The 14,609-nt window shown below is 68.9% G+C and carries 12 protein-coding genes; 1 reads left to right on the top strand and 11 read right to left on the bottom strand.

From position 1 onward, the window contains the following. Window positions 1-17: 17 nt before the first annotated feature. Complete coding sequence (locus AC10V3_RS21415) at window positions 18-290, bottom strand: hypothetical protein (protein WP_454752623.1); 273 nt, start codon at window positions 288-290, stop codon at window positions 18-20. Window positions 291-340: 50 nt separating this feature from the next. Here AC10V3_RS21415 and AC10V3_RS21410 point away from each other — a divergent pair, with 50 nt between their 5' ends. Next, window positions 341-1,081: a DUF3047 domain-containing protein gene (locus AC10V3_RS21410; RefSeq protein WP_022537386.1), complete on the top strand. Its 741-nt coding sequence runs from the start codon at window positions 341-343 to the stop codon at window positions 1,079-1,081. On the opposite strand, the gene AC10V3_RS21405 is transcribed toward AC10V3_RS21410, so the two are convergent. The 10 genes from AC10V3_RS21405 to AC10V3_RS21360 form a co-directional block, all read right to left on the bottom strand. After that, the gene (locus tag AC10V3_RS21405; protein ID WP_454752622.1) at window positions 1,078-1,839 is read right to left on the bottom strand and encodes a lipoyl protein ligase domain-containing protein; all 762 of its coding nucleotides are present in this window, start codon (window positions 1,837-1,839) and stop codon (window positions 1,078-1,080) included. The two genes, AC10V3_RS21410 and AC10V3_RS21405, sit on opposite strands and share 4 nt — an antisense overlap. 41 nt (window positions 1,840-1,880) lie before the next feature. Further along, window positions 1,881-2,222, bottom strand: a complete 342-nt coding sequence (locus AC10V3_RS21400; protein WP_022537384.1) for a carboxymuconolactone decarboxylase family protein — start codon at window positions 2,220-2,222, stop codon at window positions 1,881-1,883. Between the two features lie 61 nt (window positions 2,223-2,283). After that, window positions 2,284-3,408: an acetoin dehydrogenase dihydrolipoyllysine-residue acetyltransferase subunit gene (locus tag AC10V3_RS21395; RefSeq protein WP_454752621.1), complete on the bottom strand. Its 1,125-nt coding sequence runs from the start codon at window positions 3,406-3,408 to the stop codon at window positions 2,284-2,286. Further along, window positions 3,408-4,424, bottom strand: a complete 1,017-nt coding sequence (locus AC10V3_RS21390) for an alpha-ketoacid dehydrogenase subunit beta (protein ID WP_022537382.1) — start codon at window positions 4,422-4,424, stop codon at window positions 3,408-3,410. Before AC10V3_RS21390 ends, AC10V3_RS21395 begins: the two co-directional genes overlap by 1 nt. 36 nt (window positions 4,425-4,460) lie before the next feature. Then, window positions 4,461-5,462 carry a thiamine pyrophosphate-dependent dehydrogenase E1 component subunit alpha gene (locus tag AC10V3_RS21385; protein ID WP_022537381.1) on the bottom strand — a complete coding sequence of 334 codons (1,002 nt, stop codon included), beginning with the start codon at window positions 5,460-5,462 and terminating at the stop codon, window positions 4,461-4,463. 75 nt (window positions 5,463-5,537) lie between these two features. After that, window positions 5,538-6,605 carry an ATP-NAD kinase family protein gene (locus tag AC10V3_RS21380; protein ID WP_022537380.1) on the bottom strand — a complete coding sequence of 356 codons (1,068 nt, stop codon included), beginning with the start codon at window positions 6,603-6,605 and terminating at the stop codon, window positions 5,538-5,540. Window positions 6,606-6,793: 188 nt separating this feature from the next. After that, entirely contained in the window at window positions 6,794-8,785 is a 1,992-nt protein-coding gene (locus AC10V3_RS21375) for a sigma-54-dependent Fis family transcriptional regulator (RefSeq protein WP_022537379.1), read from the bottom strand. Between the two features lie 333 nt (window positions 8,786-9,118). Further along, window positions 9,119-10,159 carry an LLM class flavin-dependent oxidoreductase gene (locus AC10V3_RS21370; protein WP_490923995.1) on the bottom strand — a complete coding sequence of 347 codons (1,041 nt, stop codon included), beginning with the start codon at window positions 10,157-10,159 and terminating at the stop codon, window positions 9,119-9,121. A 177-nt stretch (window positions 10,160-10,336) separates the two neighbouring features. Continuing rightward, window positions 10,337-13,156 carry a hypothetical protein gene (locus AC10V3_RS21365; protein ID WP_490923994.1) on the bottom strand — a complete coding sequence of 940 codons (2,820 nt, stop codon included), beginning with the start codon at window positions 13,154-13,156 and terminating at the stop codon, window positions 10,337-10,339. 129 nt (window positions 13,157-13,285) lie between these two features. Then, on the bottom strand, window positions 13,286-14,263 hold the full coding sequence (locus AC10V3_RS21360) for a DedA family protein/thiosulfate sulfurtransferase GlpE (RefSeq protein WP_022537376.1): 978 nt from the start codon (window positions 14,261-14,263) through the stop codon (window positions 13,286-13,288). Window positions 14,264-14,609 lie beyond the last annotated feature (346 nt).

The raw sequence follows: 14,609 nt of genomic DNA, 5'->3' as shown, positions 1-14,609 counted from the left end.
TTTTTTTGGTGCCTGCCTCAGCGGCCCCACCACAGGAAGGCGACCACCACCGCAACCACCGTCAGCACCCCGACCAGGGCGATCAGGTCCGCCTCGGACAGCCACTCGTTCACGTCGCGCGCCCGTTGCGGATAGCGGCCCAGCGTGACGACCCTGAGCACCGCCCAGCCGATCCCATGGAAGATGGCCTCGGCCATGCAGGCGCGCAGCACCCACCCCACCACACTGGCAAACGTTTCGAAGCAAGTCTCCGGTACGATCGATGGCGCAAGGCTATCCGAAAACACCATGGGCACAAGCTTTGCATCACGCCAATGCCAAACCCTCCGTACCGACCATCATGACGACCACGCCCGCCCTGCGCATTGCCCTGTGTGCCACGCTCTTGCTGGCCGCGCTGCCTTCCCTCGCGCAGAGCGACAAGCCGGGGCTCTCCGTTTCCGCGCGCAAGCCGGGCAGTGCCCTGCCACCCGACTGGAAAAATTTACCGGTGGCCGAAGGCAAGGCCATCACCAGCTATCAATTGGTGGCCGACGGCCGCACCACGGTACTGCAGGCCGACGCCAGCCATTCCGCGTCGGCACTGATGCATGAAGGCGATATCGACCTGGCCCGTACGCCGGTCGTGGCATGGCGCTGGAAAGCCGAAGCCCCTATCCCCGGCGCAGACAGCAGCGATGGCGCGCATGAGGACGCGCCGGCGCGCCTGGTGTTCTTCTTCGAAGGCGACAAGAGCAAGCTCTCGCTCGGCGACCGCACCACCATGCAGCTCGCCAAGAGCCTGGGGGGCGAAGAACTGCCCTATGCCACGCTGATGTATGTCTGGTCGCCGAGCGCCGCGCCCGGCAGCGTCATCCCCAATCCGCATACTGGCCGGGTGCAGATGATCGTGGTGTCGGGCGAAGCGGGCGACGCGGGCAAATGGCAGAGCCTGCGCCGCAACGTGGTGAAGGACTATGAACGGGTATTCCACGAACCGCCGGGCCCGCTCAAGGCGTACGGCGTCATGACAGATACCGACAACACCAACACTACCGCGCGTGCCTGGTACGGCGACATCCGCTTCCTGCCAGGCGGTTAGGCCGGTGGCGGTGTCCGCGCGACGGTTTGCCGCAAGGCCGACGATACCTGCGCCATCAGCGCAGCGTCATCGTCGACATCCAACCCCTGCGCCGAGCGCGCCTCGCGCACGCTGACGACCTTGCCTGCATCGTAGTGCCGCCCGCTGTCGATGGCCGCTTCGAACGCATTGGCGCGCGCGTTGATGGGCCCGGGATCGGCGGTCACCAGCAACACCGCGTGGGCGAGCACCAGGTGGCGCTGCCCGTCGGGCGATTGCATGGCGGCCGGTGCGCGCCGCCAGTACTGCGCCGTGCCGGCAATCTTGCGCGCCGCGTCTGACGGCCCCCATGCCAGGTTGTAGCGCCCGTCGCAGAACGAACCGGCCACCGCCTGCCAATGGGTATCCACCTCCAGCGACTGCAGCGCCTTGCCAATGACCTCGCACAGGTGCAGGTAGACGGCGTCGCTGAGCGCGCCCGGCGGCCGCCCCACGGCGTACGCCAGGCTCAGGTTCAGGATGCCGGGCCCTTGCGGCACCAGCCCGCCGCCCGACATGCGCAGGAACACGGGACAGCCCTGCCGTGCGAAGTCGGCGCGCGCTGTCTCCAGCGCTGCGTGGCGCAGGTAGGTGCGTGGCACGACCAGCGACAGCGGGGCTTCCCACAGCTTCGCCACCTGCCGGCCCTGCGCCGCGAGTTCGAGCAATGCCAGTTCGTCCTGCAGCGGATCGGCATCCGCCTGCGCAATACCGGCAGCATCGACGAATTCAAATGGCATGGCTCCTGCCCGGTGGCTGCAATGCGCCGAGTCTAGCAAGGCTAGGCGTTAAGTGCATCGAAATAAGCCAGCGCCTTCGAACCGTACATGGCGCCGGGCCCGCCGCCCATCTCGATATTGATGGCCAGCACTTCGGCGAGCTGCTCGCGCGTGGCGCCATGGCGCAGCGCCTGGCTGGTGTGGAACAGCACGCAGTCGTCGCAGCCCTTCTGCACGGCCAGCGCGACGGCGATCAGCTCCTTGATGGCAGCGGACAAACTGCCATCCTGGGTAGCGGACTTCATCAGCCCCTGGAAGGCGCTCATGGCGCCGGGCTGGGCCTTGCCAAGCGCGGCGAATTGCTGGTTGATCTGCGTCAGTCGCGTCTTCAGTTCTGTCGTCATTGGAACTCCTTTCGTGATCGCGCGGACGGCGGCATCGCTGCCCGCCGTCCGCGCGCCGGCATCAGCCCGCCAGGTGCTGCCTGAGCAGCGCATTGAACTCGTTCGCCTTTTCCATCTGGCTCATATGGCCCGCGTCGGCAAAGACCTTGACGGTCGCATCCGGCGGCGCGCTCTCGGCGTGCTCGGCCGGGATGATCCGGTCCTGCCCGCCCCACACCACCAGCACGCGCTTGCCGCTGCCGGCCAGCCGCTGGCCGGGCTGCTCGGTCTGGCGACCGCCGCCGAACAGGCCCTGCCCCAGCGCCGTCAACGCCTCGCTGACACCGTCCAGCCGCTTGTAGCGCAGCAGGTCGTCGAGCATCTGGCGGCTGACCAGCCCGGCGTCGGCAAACAGCAGTTCGACCACGGGCTTGAGGTCGCGGCGCGACTGCGCATTGACGAAGCCCTCGGTATAACTGCTGTTGACGGTATCGCCAAAACCCACCGGCGAGACCAGCGCCACCGACAGTACCCGCTGCGGCGCATCCACCGCCAGCTGCGCGGCAACGCCGCCGCCCATCGAATGACCGACCACGTGCGCTGCCTCGATGCCGGTCTCATCCATAAAGCGCGCTACAAAGCCGGCCATCTGCGCCAGCGTCGTGCCCGCGAGCCGCGGCGACGACTGCCCGTGTCCGGGCAGGTCCAGCGCCACGACGGTGTACGCGTCGGCGACCGGGTCGAGGTTGAACAGCCAGTTGTCCAGGTCACCGCCAAAGCCATGGATGAAGAGCACGGTCTCGGCGCCGCTGCCCTTGCGGGCATAGCGGATGCGGATGCCGTCCACCTCGGCAAACTGGTAGGCAGAGGCGGCATCTTCCTCGCCGCCGTCGTCCTCCGGCGTTTCATAAGCCGCGACATACGCATCGATATCCGCATCGCTCACCTCCACAGGCGCAAGCACGCCCAGCAGCGCCTTGACCGGCAGCACGTCGCCGGCCTGCGCCACCTTGCGGCGCAGCGTGCCGGCATCGGGCGCCTCCACCGCATTGGCGATCTTGTCGGTTTCCACGTCGAGGATCGGCATGCCCACGGCAATCTCGGTGCCCTCGTCGACGAGCCAGGCATTGACCGTGCCTTCCTTCATCGACAGGCCCCACTTGGGCATCACGATCGGGGTAATAGTGGGAGTAAAAGCGGTTGCCATCAGTGCTTGCCTCCCTTGATGGTCTTGCGCGCGGCATCAGCGATCTGCGCGGCGCTGGGGATGTACAGGTCTTCCAGCGTGGGCGAGAACGGCACCGGCGTATGCGGCGGGCACACCATCTCGATGCCGGCCTTGAGCGCGCCGAAAGCCTGCTGGGCGACCTGCGCGGAGATATCGGTGGCGATATTGCAGCGCGGGCTGGCCTCGTCCACGACCACCAGGCGGCCGGTGTTCTCGACCGATTCCAGCACGGTGTCCATGTCCAGCGGCGAAAGCGTACGCAGGTCGATCACTTCCGCCTCGATGCCCTCCTTCGCCAGCGCGGCGGCCGCTTCCAGCGAGCGATGCACCATCAGCCCATAGGTGACGATCGACACGTCCTTGCCGTCGCGCACGATATTGGCCTCGCCGAACGGGATCGCATAGGCGCCTTCTGGCACCTCGCCCTCCAGCCCGTACAGGTTCTTGTGCTCGCAGAAGATCACCGGGTCGTTGTCGCGGATCGCCTGGATCAGCAGGCCCTTGGTGTCATACGGGGTAGACGGGCACACCACCTTCAGCCCGGGGATATGCGTGAACAGCGGCGTCAGCATCTGGCTGTGCTGCGCGGCTGCGCGAAAACCCGCGCCGACCATCGCGCGGATCACCACCGGCGTCTCGGCCTTGCCGCCGAACATGTAGCGGAACTTGGCGGCCTGGTTGAAGATCTGGTCGAAGCACACGCCCATGAAGTCGATAAACATCAGCTCGGCGATCGGGCGCATGCCGCAGGCCGCAGCGCCGATGGCCGCGCCGACATAGGCCGACTCCGACAGCGGCGTGTCCAGCAGCCGGTCGCCATGCTTGGCGTACAGGCCTTTGGTCACGCCCAGCACGCCGCCCCAGGCGTCCTTCTCGCCGTCCGCGCCGGCACCACCGACGATATCTTCGCCCAGCATGATGACGCTGGGGTCGCGGGTCATTTCCTGGTCGATCGCCTCGTTGATCGCCAGCTTGATGCTCAGTTTGCGAGCCATGGTTTGTCTCCTGATAGTTGGTTTGGCGTGGGCGGATCAGTAGCTGACGTAGACGTCGGTAAGCAGGTCTTCCGGCCCGGGCAGCGGCGCGGCCTTGGCTTCCTGCACAGCATGCTCGATCAGCGTGGCGACCTCGCGGTCGATGGTGTCGAGCTCCTCGCGCGCCACGACGCCGGCCTGCGTCACCGTGCGGGCGAACAGCTTCAGGCAATCCTTGTTGGCGCGGATATCGTCGAGCTCGCCCTCGGCGCGGTAGGTCTGCGCATCGCCCTCGAAATGGCCATAGAAGCGGACCATCTTGCATTCGAGCAGCGACGGGCCACCGCCTTCGCGCGCGCGGCGGATGACTTCGCCGGCCGCTTCATAAACCGCGAAGAAATCGGTGCCATCCACGGTCACGCCCGGGATGCCGAAGCCGGCGGCGCGATCGACGTAGCTGTCGACCGCGGTGCCGTAGTCGCGCGAGGTCGATTCGGCGTAGCCGTTGTTCTCGATCACGAAGATCACCGGCAGGTTCCACACCGCGGCCAGGTTCAGGCTTTCCAGGAAGGTGCCCTGGTTGGACGCGCCATCGCCACAGAAGGTGATGCCGACCTCGCCCTTGCCGCGGAACTTGGCCGCCAGCGCGGCGCCGCAGATCAGCGGCGCGCCCGCGCCGAGGATGCCGTTGGCGCCCATCATGCCCTTGGAGAGGTCGGCGATATGCATCGAGCCGCCCTTGCCGTTGCACGAGCCGCCCTTCTTGCCGTAGATCTCCTTCATCATCGCCACCGGATCCACGCCCTTGGCAATGCAGTGGCCATGGCCGCGGTGCGTGCTGGCGATGCGGTCGCCGTCGTTCAGGTGGTGCAGAATGCCGACACCCGCGGCTTCCTCACCCGCATACAGGTGGACGAAGCCCGGGATATCGCCACGCCCGAAATCCACATGCAGGCGTTCCTCGAAATCGCGGATGGTGCGCATCTTCCGGTACACCGTCAGCAGCGTCTCCTTGTCGAGCGGCAGCGCGGCGGGATTTTGTGAAGCTCTGGCTGTCATGTCTGTCTCCTTCGTTTTCAGGTGTTGCACTTCAATAAAGGCAGGGAAAAAATCGGGCGGTGCGCCCGCGCTTCATCAAACGGCCGCTTGTTGCGGCAGGCTGCGCATCAGGTGGTGGCGCGCGGCATAGCGCATGCAGGCCGCCACGTCGATGCTGCGGAAAGCGTGTTCATGCAGAGTGACGGTGACCTCGTCGCCGGGGCCGAAGGCCAGTTCGCGCTCGCCGTCGAGGGCGACAATGCCGCTGCGCTGGCGCACGCGGTGCGGGCGGCCATGTTCGAGCCGCTCCCAGCCTGCCACCGGCACGGTGCACAGCAGGCCCGGCGCAATCGGCGCGCGCAGGTCAAATTCGCCTTCACCAGGTGCGGCCAGTTCGATCGCCAGCCCGCCGGGCTCGCGCCGGCCCACCGGCTCCAGCAGCCCGGCGATGGCCGACAGGCCGATGGCCTGCGGATCGGCAAAGGACACGTAGACGGCGGCGAGCGTGTCGGTCTTCCACAGCGCGCGCGCACCGATGAAGTGTTCATGCGAGATCACCGCATCGACCAGCGCGATATCGCGGCGAAAGCCGCCGTCGCCGTTGCGGATGACGATGTCGAGACGCTTGTTCGATGCCAGCGCGTCCCTGGCCGGCACGCGGCCGGTGGCGTAGAGCCCGGCGGCGAGTCCGGTGATGGTGGGCTCGCGCATTTCGGGGTAGGCGTTGTTGGTTCCGGTCGACAGCCCGGCGATCGGCACCGCGCCGCATTCGCGCACCACGGCGCGGTGGGTGCCGTCGCCGCCCAGCACGATGATCGCGGCGACGCCCGCATCGGCCATGCAGCGCGCGGCATGCAGCGTATCGTCGACGCGCGCGGTGACCGGCATGTCGAGGTATTCGACGGCGGGCAGGTTCGAATCCGGTCCTTGCCGGCGTGCCAGGTGCCGCGCCAGCATGACGCGCAGTCCTTCGCGGTCCGGCATCATCAGCACGCGCCCGACACCGCATGACGCCAGCGCGGCCAGCAGCCGCAGCACGATATTGACGCGATCGGCCAGTTGCAGGCTGTTGGCGTTGGCGATCACGCGGCGGATATCGCGCGCGGAAATCGGATTGGCGATGATGCCGACCACTGGCGCCCCGGCGCCCGTTGCGTGCTCCATTGCCTGTCTCCTGTTGTCGTTGTCTTGACAGGCGTATTCGCAATGGATGTGCCAGCGCGCGCGGGCCCGGCAGGCGCGAAAAACCGAGGGATTACCCGCAGGAAAAGGACAAACAGCGACGCTGCGCTGTGACAGGTGTCACAGCGCAGGTGTACAGGACATGGACAACCGTATCGCGGCCGTGCGGCCTACTTGTCGGACGGCTCCGCAGCACCGTCGCGCCGGTTCGGCGACTGGATGCCGTAGCGCTCCATGCGGCGGTACAGCGTCATGCGGCTGATGCCGATCTGCCGCGCGACCGCGCTCAGGTTCCAGCCCGATGCGCGCAGGTACTGCATCAGCAGCATGCCTTCGGGCGGCAGTTGATGCGGATCGAACGGTGCGGTGGAGGGGGACTGTGTTTTGGCCGACTCCGGCAGCGCGGCGGAAACGGCAGGTGCAGCCAGGCCGTCCGGCAGGTCATGCGCCTCGATATAGCCGCCGGTGCAGACCGCGCGCGCGTACTCCAGCACGTTGCGCAGTTCGCGCAGGTTGCCTGGCCAGCGATAGGCGTGCAGCCGCTCGCGCGCCGCCGGCGACAGCGTGGCAGCATCGCCCGTGCCCTCCTGCAACAGCTTGCGGATCAGCCAGTCGAGGTCGGTGCGCGCGCGCAGCGGCGGCAGCTCGAAGCGCGCGCCATTGAGCCGGTAATAGAGGTCTTCACGGAAGCGCCCTTCGCCCACCAGCTGCTCCAGGCCGTGGTGCGTGGCCGAGATGACCCGCAAGCGCACCGGCACCGGCCGCGCGGCGCCGACCGGCAGCACCTCGCCCTCTGCCAGCACGCGCAGCAGCCGCGACTGCAGCTCGCGCGGCATGTCGCCGATCTCGTCAAGAAACAGCGTGCCGCCGTCGGCCTCCTGGATCAGGCCGCGCTTGCCGCGCGGGCCCGCGCCGGAAAAGCTGTTGGGCAGGTGGCCGAACAGCTCGCTTTCGATCAGCGATTCCGGGATCGCCGCGCAGTTCACCGCGACGAAGGGCCCGTCGCGGCGCGCGCTGGCCTGGTGCAGCGCCTTGGCGAAGAACTCCTTGCCACTGCCGGTCTCGCCGTGGATCAGCAGGTTGATCGGCGAATCGACCAGGCGCGCGGCGCGCTGCAGTTGCTGTTGCAGCGCGGCATCGCCGCCGGTCAGCGCGGCCAGCGCGGCAGGCATCGCTACCGGTGTTTCGGCTGCCGGTGCCTGCCAGCGCAGCGCGGGTGGCATCACGCTCAGGTAGAGCAGGCCGCTGCTGCGGTTGAGCGCCACCAGCCGCTGCTCGCTCGGGCGCGAATAGACATAGCGGCCCAGGTCTTCCAGCCGGGCGTCGAACAGCTTCTCGAATGGCTGGGCCAGTACCGTGGCGCCGTCCAGCTCACCCTCCAGCATCATCCGGGCCCGATGGTTATGGCCGACGATGCGCCCGGCATCGTCCAGCGCCAGCAGGTATTCGGGATTGACGTCGACGAACTCGGGCGCCACGTTCAGCTTCAGGATCCAGTCGCGCCGGTGCGCGCGCAGGAAGTTGGCGTTCTCGATATGCGCGGCGTAGATGCGCACCAGTTGCAGCGCCAGCCCCTGGCTGTCCTTGGCCTGCGGCGAGGTCAGTGCGGAGATGTCGAGGATGGCGTGCAGGTTGCCGTGCGTGTCGAACAGCGGCGCGGCGGTGCAGGTCAGCGGGATATGCGTGGCGTCGAAATGGTCGGCCTGGTGCACGGTGAGCGCCTGGCCCGTGACCAGCGCGGTGCCGACCGCGCAGGTGCCGGCGCCGCTCTCGCTCCATTCCGCGCCCAGGTAGAGGCCTGCATGACGCAGCGCGGCATCGCTGCGGGCGTCGCCGATATAGTCGACGGTCACGCCCTGCGCATCGGTCAGCAGCACCACGTAGCCAAGCCCGCCCACCTGGCCGTACAGACTCTGCAGCCCGTGGCGCGCGATGCGCGCGAAGTCGTCGATGCGTTCCTGGTGCTCGCGCAGCCGCGGCTGCGGCAGGATGCGCGCCTCCTGCATGCGCGAGGGATCGAGCCCGTACTGGTGCACGCAGCGCCGCCATGAATTCTGGATGATGGCGTCGTGCGCGATCCGGTCCGCCAGCACGGCGGGCGGGGCAATGTATGTGGTGGCCTGGACCACTGTTTCGATGTGCTCGCGTTGCCGCAGGTCCATCGCTGTCTCCTGGTCGTCGCTGCCGTCGGCCCTGGGAGTGGTCCCTGTGGGCGGTGGATCGGGCGGACTGTCGGGGCGCGGGCTGCGTGGCTGCGCCTTTCTGGTATCTCCGGGCCTTCTAATGTATCCGAGCGCGTCGGCCGCACGCAAACGAGAATCGCTGGGGCCTGCGCCGCCGGCCTTGCAAGTGGCGCCCACGGCATCCCGCCCTCAGCCGGCCCGGCGGCCGCTCAAGGGACGAAAACGCGGCCGCCGCCGCGCAGGTTCTGGCCGAGCAAGCGCAGTCGATGATGCGCGCAATGTCGGCATTCCGGGCTGGCGGCCTGACGTCGTTCAGACGCCTGCCGCGGCCTTCAGGCTGCGCGCTGCCTCGGCCGCGATGGCGAACGAGCGCAGCCGCGCCTGGTGGTCGTAGATCTGGCCGGTCAGCATCAGCTCGTCCGGGCGCAGGTCGTCGACGAAGCGCTGCATGCCGGCGCGCACCGTTTCCGCATCGCCAACCACCGAGCAGGCCAGCGAGCGGCGGATATGGTCGGCCTCGCTCTCGGTCCACAGCGACTCTATATCGTCCACCGGCGGGCGCAATTGCCCGGGCGTGCCGCGCACCAGCGCCAGGAACTGCTGCTGCAGCGAGCTGAACAACCGGCGCGCGTGGTCGCCGCTCTCGGCCGCGAACACATTGAGGCCGAGCATCACATAGGGCCGGTCCAGCGTTTCCGACGGCCGGAACGTGCGGCGGTACAGGTCCACCGCCTGGCGCATGAAGCCCGGCGCAAAGTGCGAGGCAAAGGCGAACGGCAATCCCATCGCCGCAGCCAGCTGCGCGCTGAACAAGCTCGATCCCAGCAGCCAGATCGGCACCTTCAGCCCCGCGCCCGGTACCGCGCGCGGGCGCTGGCCGGGACGCACGTCATCGAAGTAGGCCTGCAGTTCTTCCACATCCTGCGGGAAGGTATCCGCGCTGTCGGCCGACAGGTGCCGGCGCAACGCGCGCGCGGTGGCCTGGTCGGTGCCGGGCGCGCGGCCCAGGCCCAGGTCAATGCGGCCCGGGTACAGCGAGGCCAGCGTGCCGAACTGCTCGGCGATCACCAGCGGCGAATGGTTGGGCAGCATCACGCCGCCCGAGCCCACGCGGATGCTCTGCGTGCCGTTGGCGACATAGCCGATCAGCACCGCGGTGGCGGCGCTGGCGATGCCGGGCATGTTGTGATGCTCGGCCAGCCAGAAGCGGTGATAGCCCAGTTGCTCGGCGTGGCGGGCGAGGTCCAGCGAATTGCGCATGGCCTGGCCAGCGTCGCTGCCTTCAGGGATGGGGGCGAGGTCTAGCACGGACCAGGCGACGCCTGCTTCGGTGGGGATTTGTTCGCGATGCATGATGGTCGATGGCAGGCGGCGTACGCAACACGTTGCGCCGCCGCGGCAATGCGGATGGATCGCTATCTTAGAGAGGCCGGGCCAATCGTGCTGGCGGCCGGATCGCGGCCCTTCGGGCGGCGTGGGTATCGGCGACGGCCCGGCGCGCCGTTGCCTCTTGTTGTGCCTCTAGTTGCCTCAGGCCAGCAGCGCGCGCCCCACGACGCCACCCAGCACGCGCTGGCCGATCGCATGGCCCAGCGCGCGATAGCTTTCCCATTGCGCCTCATCGAAGAACTGGTCGGCGGTGGCTTGCTGCGGAAAGGTGGGATGCGCCGCGCCGTACTGGCGCACGTCCGCCAGCGCCCATGACACCAGCCGCGGCTTGAGCAGCACGATGCGGCAGACCCGCGCGCGCGGCGCCGCGCATCCCGGCTCGGTGCGATAGACGTTGAGCAGCACCGCACATTTGTCTGGCCGCTTGTCGTCACCCTCCGCGCCCGGCAGGAAATCCTCCGGCACGCCGAAGACGCGGCTCAGCACCGGATGCGTGGTGGCCGCCTCGGTATCGACCACGATCTCGAGCCCGTAATCGATGCGCGCCAGCCGGATCAGGTTGGCCAGGTCGCCGAAGCGGTAGTCGGGATCGCCGCCGCAATCGCACAGCACGATCAGCGAGACGTCACGCCCGGGACGCAGCAGTTCATAGACACCGGTGTTGTCGAAGTGGCCGCCGTCGGACAGGTATTGCCAGCCGCGCCGCGTGCCATGGAAGCGCGCGGCCAGCTCGCAGCCGAGGTAATACTGCGTGCGAAACAGCGCCATGCCGGCGGCGAGCCACGGATGCGAGGCGCGTTCGGGCTGGCGCCGCGCCCGGCCCCGGCGGCCGCCCTCGCGCGCATGGCTGGCCGGGTACGACGGCCACCACGTGCCCAGCCGCAGGTTGGCCAGGCCAAGCAGCAGCGAGGTGCCAAGCGTGGTCGCGCGCCCCAGCCCGGTCGATACCACCGCGCCCGAGATCGCGATCCAGTCGCCCACGGTGCGCGATTGGGCCAGCTTGCCGGACGAAGGCCATGACACATCGGGGCAGCAGGCCCAGCCATCGATGGTGAAGCGCGCGTACGCATCCGGCGCGAGGGTGGCCGCCGCGCCCGGCTGCGCCACGCAGGCGCCGGGCGCCAGGCACAGCGGCTTGCCCTTGCGGTCGCGCTGCACCAGCTGTTCGGCCGGGTCGACGGTCAGGTTCAGCGTGACGTTGATCAGGTGCAGCGGCGCCAGCACGCGCGGATCGTAATAGGTGTTCAGGCTGAGCTGGTCGCCCGCCACCGGCTCGGCCACGCTGAAGCGTTCGCGCTGGCGGCCGTCCGGGTCCGCGCCCGGATCGGGCGCGGCAAAGCGTTCGCCGTTGGACGCGCCCAGGAACGCGCGCGTCAGCCGCGCCGCGTAGAACGGCTGCAGCGTGGACAGGTTCAGGAAGCCGGCAAATTGCCCCGCCACCAACGCCAGCACCAGCGCCACCACGGTCAGCGTGAATAGGGCCGGACCGGTATAGGCGGTGCCGTACACCAGCCAGTCGACCGGCTCGCGCCCGTCCCAGCGCACCCACAGCACCAGCCACGACCACAGCACGAACAGCAGCAGCGCCAGCACCGCCGCCGCCGCGCCGGCCAGCAGCGACACCGGCAGCCTGGCACCCAGCGCACGCCACGGCGTAGCGGCGCTGCCCTTGCGGCCTTCGTCGAGCCAGCGCGAGCCGTAGCGCACCAGCCAGACCAGCACGCCGAGCACGCCCGCCGGCAGCGCCGCGCCCCACGGATGGCGCACTGCGTGGGCATAGAGGTAGGCGGTACGCGCGGCGGTATCGGCAAGGCCCAGCGCCGCCAGCCACAGCGTCAGCGTAAAGGCGCCGCGCAGCGCGCGCGTGGCGCGCACGCGGTAGGCGGCCACGGTGGGCGGCTCGCCCCGCAGCAGCAGCAGGCAACACAGCACGCCCAGCAGTGTCAGCACGCCGAGCGTGGCGAACAGCCCGCCAGTGACCAGCCCGCGGCCGAGCCATTCCGACCAGCGCGCCGCGCCCAGCAGCATGAGTGCGAGCAGCGTGGCCACCAGCGGCGCCGGGGCAAGAAAGCGCGCCGCCGCCTGCGGATCGTTGGCGCGCGGATAGACCAGCCAGTACGCCAGCCCGGGCGGCACCGCGCCGACCACGGCCGTGACCAGCGGCAGCCACAGCAGCGTGCTCCACCAGATTGCGTAGCGCCCTTCGTTGAAGGCCTGCCGCGCGTCGTGCAGCAGGTCCATCTCATAGCGGCCGAGCCCATAGGACACACCGACCGCGACGTGCTGGCCGAGCGCCAGCACGGCCAGCAACACCAGCAGCGCGCTGCCGATCACGTAATGCATGGCGAGCCAGTTGCGCACCACCAGCGCGGCGGCATAGAGGTTGTCGCCGGCGCCGGTGGGCGACAGGTAGCGGCCGTTCTCGCGCAGCCACGCCACCGCGCCGCGCCCGGGATCGGCGGCGTAGGACACCGAGGTGTGGATGCGCCCAGGCGGCTCGCATTGCAGCGTGTGGTAGGCGTCGGCCGCGGCCTGGACCGGGCTGGTGCCCCGGCGCAGGCGGCCGGGCACGAACAGGCTGACGAAGAAGGCGCCGAGATAGCCGCCGCCGCTGACGGTGGACAGGTAGTCGAACTGCGCCAGCAGTGAGGCCCGGCCCGGCACGGCCTGCGCCGCTGCCGCGGTCGCAGCGGCCGGCGTGACCGGGTGCTGCGCCGGGGCTTCCGGGGCGGGCGCCGGCTGCACGGCTTCGGCGGGCAGCTCAGTGCCCGACAGCGCCTGCATCACGCCAAGGCAGAAGGTGGCGCTGCGGATGCCACCGCCCGACAGCGCCAGCGCCCAGTTGCGCTGGCCTTCGCTCACGCGCGGCGCGATGCCGAGCTGGCGGCGTCGGTGCGCGATGCGGGTCGCCTCATCGCCTGTTCCGCCAGTTCCCCCGGATCCGTGCTCTTCCGCGGTCATGCGGGCCTCCCGGTTGCAGTCGGTCTGCGCCAAGTATAGGCGGCGGCGCATGGCGAAGCGGCTGGCCTGGCGCGGTGATATCCGCCAAGCGCGGCAGGCGTCCTGGCGCCAGGCGCCCGGTGTCAGCCGTCAACCCGCCGCGGCGTGGCCCGGATCGGTGTGCGTCGCGGCCGGCGCAGCGTCGCCGTGGCGCCGCTTCCATTCGTCGAAGCCGCCGGCCAGTGCCCAGGTCCTGGCATAGCCGGCGGTGCGCAGGTGCTCGGCCAGCAGCGCGGCGGACAGCTCATGGGGGCAGGCGCAATAGACCACGATGTCTGCCTTCTCGGGTGGCACGCCGAGCGCGTCGAGGCTGTCCAGCGCCCCCTGCAGGTCCAGCACCACCGAGCCGGGGATGCGCTCCATCGGCACATCGCCATGCGCGCGCACGTCGATCACCACGGGCAGGCTGCCGGCCTGCCGGCGCGCTTCCAGTTCATCCACCGACATGCGCGGCACGCGCCGGGTGCGGCGCAGCAGGCGCAAGCGGCGCCACCAGCGCCACGCCAGGAACAGCGCAAATGCCGCCACCACCGCCACCACCGCCATGTGACCGTAGGTGCTGAAGCCCTCCAGGATGGCATCGATAAAATCGCTGAACACCACGCCCACCAGCAAGCCGCTGCCAGCCCACACCAGCGAGCCGATCGCGTCGTAGAACAGGAACACCGACAGCGGCGTGCCGGTCATGCCGGCCATCGCGGTGGACAGCGCACCGGCGCCCGGCAGCAGCTTGGCAAACACCAGCGAACGCGGGCCCACGCGCAGGTACAGCGACTGGGTCTGGCGGATGCAGGAATCAGGCGAGATCGAGACCTTGCAGATGGTGCGCAGCATCGGCTGCCCGAGCCGGCGCCCGGCAAAGTACCAGCCGGTATCGGCGATCAGGCAGGCGATGATCACGGCGGCCAGCACCGCGCCGATCGACGGCCCGGTCTCCTGCATGCCCAGCGCGCCGGCCACGAACAACATCGGATACGCCGGAATCGGCAGGCCCGCCTGCTCGACCAGCACGTTCAGGAACACCAGCATCAGCCCGTGGTTTTCCAGCAAGGCCTGTAACTCTCCCACCGCTCTCTCCCCGTCAGTCCAGGATGCCAGTGTGCCAGTCGCGAAGGCCCAATGCACCGGGCGCGTTTGCATGGGTGTTTCAAATTTACTGAGCGCGCGAGGCGGCTTGATATGTCGGCTGAGGCACGATGCTGAATTACGTTGTCCTACAACAGCGCCATCGCGGCAAGCCCTCGGCGGGGCATCGGGAAAGCGCCTCAACGCACGCTTGCCCTCCCCGCTCAGTCCTACTGCCGGCGCGCCTTCCCGCCGAACCACCGCGTTCCTCCCTGTAAACCCCGACGGTCCCTTCACCCTATTGCCTTTACCCGGTCATTGTCGTACGATGACTGATAACTCGAATGTC

This window comes from Cupriavidus sp. PB-02, assembly GCF_058252315.1.
The sequence above is the reverse complement of the archived record's forward strand: the minus strand, read 5'-3'. Positions and strand labels throughout refer to the sequence as shown.

Coding starts and splice junctions, on each gene's coding strand:
- AC10V3_RS21415 (WP_454752623.1), bottom strand. CDS start 290: ATGGTGTTTTCGGATAGCCTTGCGCCATCGATCGTACCGGAGACTTGC.
- AC10V3_RS21410 (WP_022537386.1), top strand. CDS start 341: ATGACGACCACGCCCGCCCTGCGCATTGCCCTGTGTGCCACGCTCTTG.
- AC10V3_RS21405 (WP_454752622.1), bottom strand. CDS start 1,839: ATGCCATTTGAATTCGTCGATGCTGCCGGTATTGCGCAGGCGGATGCC.
- AC10V3_RS21400 (WP_022537384.1), bottom strand. CDS start 2,222: ATGACGACAGAACTGAAGACGCGACTGACGCAGATCAACCAGCAATTC.
- AC10V3_RS21395 (WP_454752621.1), bottom strand. CDS start 3,408: ATGGCAACCGCTTTTACTCCCACTATTACCCCGATCGTGATGCCCAAG.
- AC10V3_RS21390 (WP_022537382.1), bottom strand. CDS start 4,424: ATGGCTCGCAAACTGAGCATCAAGCTGGCGATCAACGAGGCGATCGAC.
- AC10V3_RS21385 (WP_022537381.1), bottom strand. CDS start 5,462: ATGACAGCCAGAGCTTCACAAAATCCCGCCGCGCTGCCGCTCGACAAG.
- AC10V3_RS21380 (WP_022537380.1), bottom strand. CDS start 6,605: ATGGAGCACGCAACGGGCGCCGGGGCGCCAGTGGTCGGCATCATCGCC.
- AC10V3_RS21375 (WP_022537379.1), bottom strand. CDS start 8,785: ATGGACCTGCGGCAACGCGAGCACATCGAAACAGTGGTCCAGGCCACC.
- AC10V3_RS21370 (WP_490923995.1), bottom strand. CDS start 10,159: ATGCATCGCGAACAAATCCCCACCGAAGCAGGCGTCGCCTGGTCCGTG.
- AC10V3_RS21365 (WP_490923994.1), bottom strand. CDS start 13,156: ATGACCGCGGAAGAGCACGGATCCGGGGGAACTGGCGGAACAGGCGAT.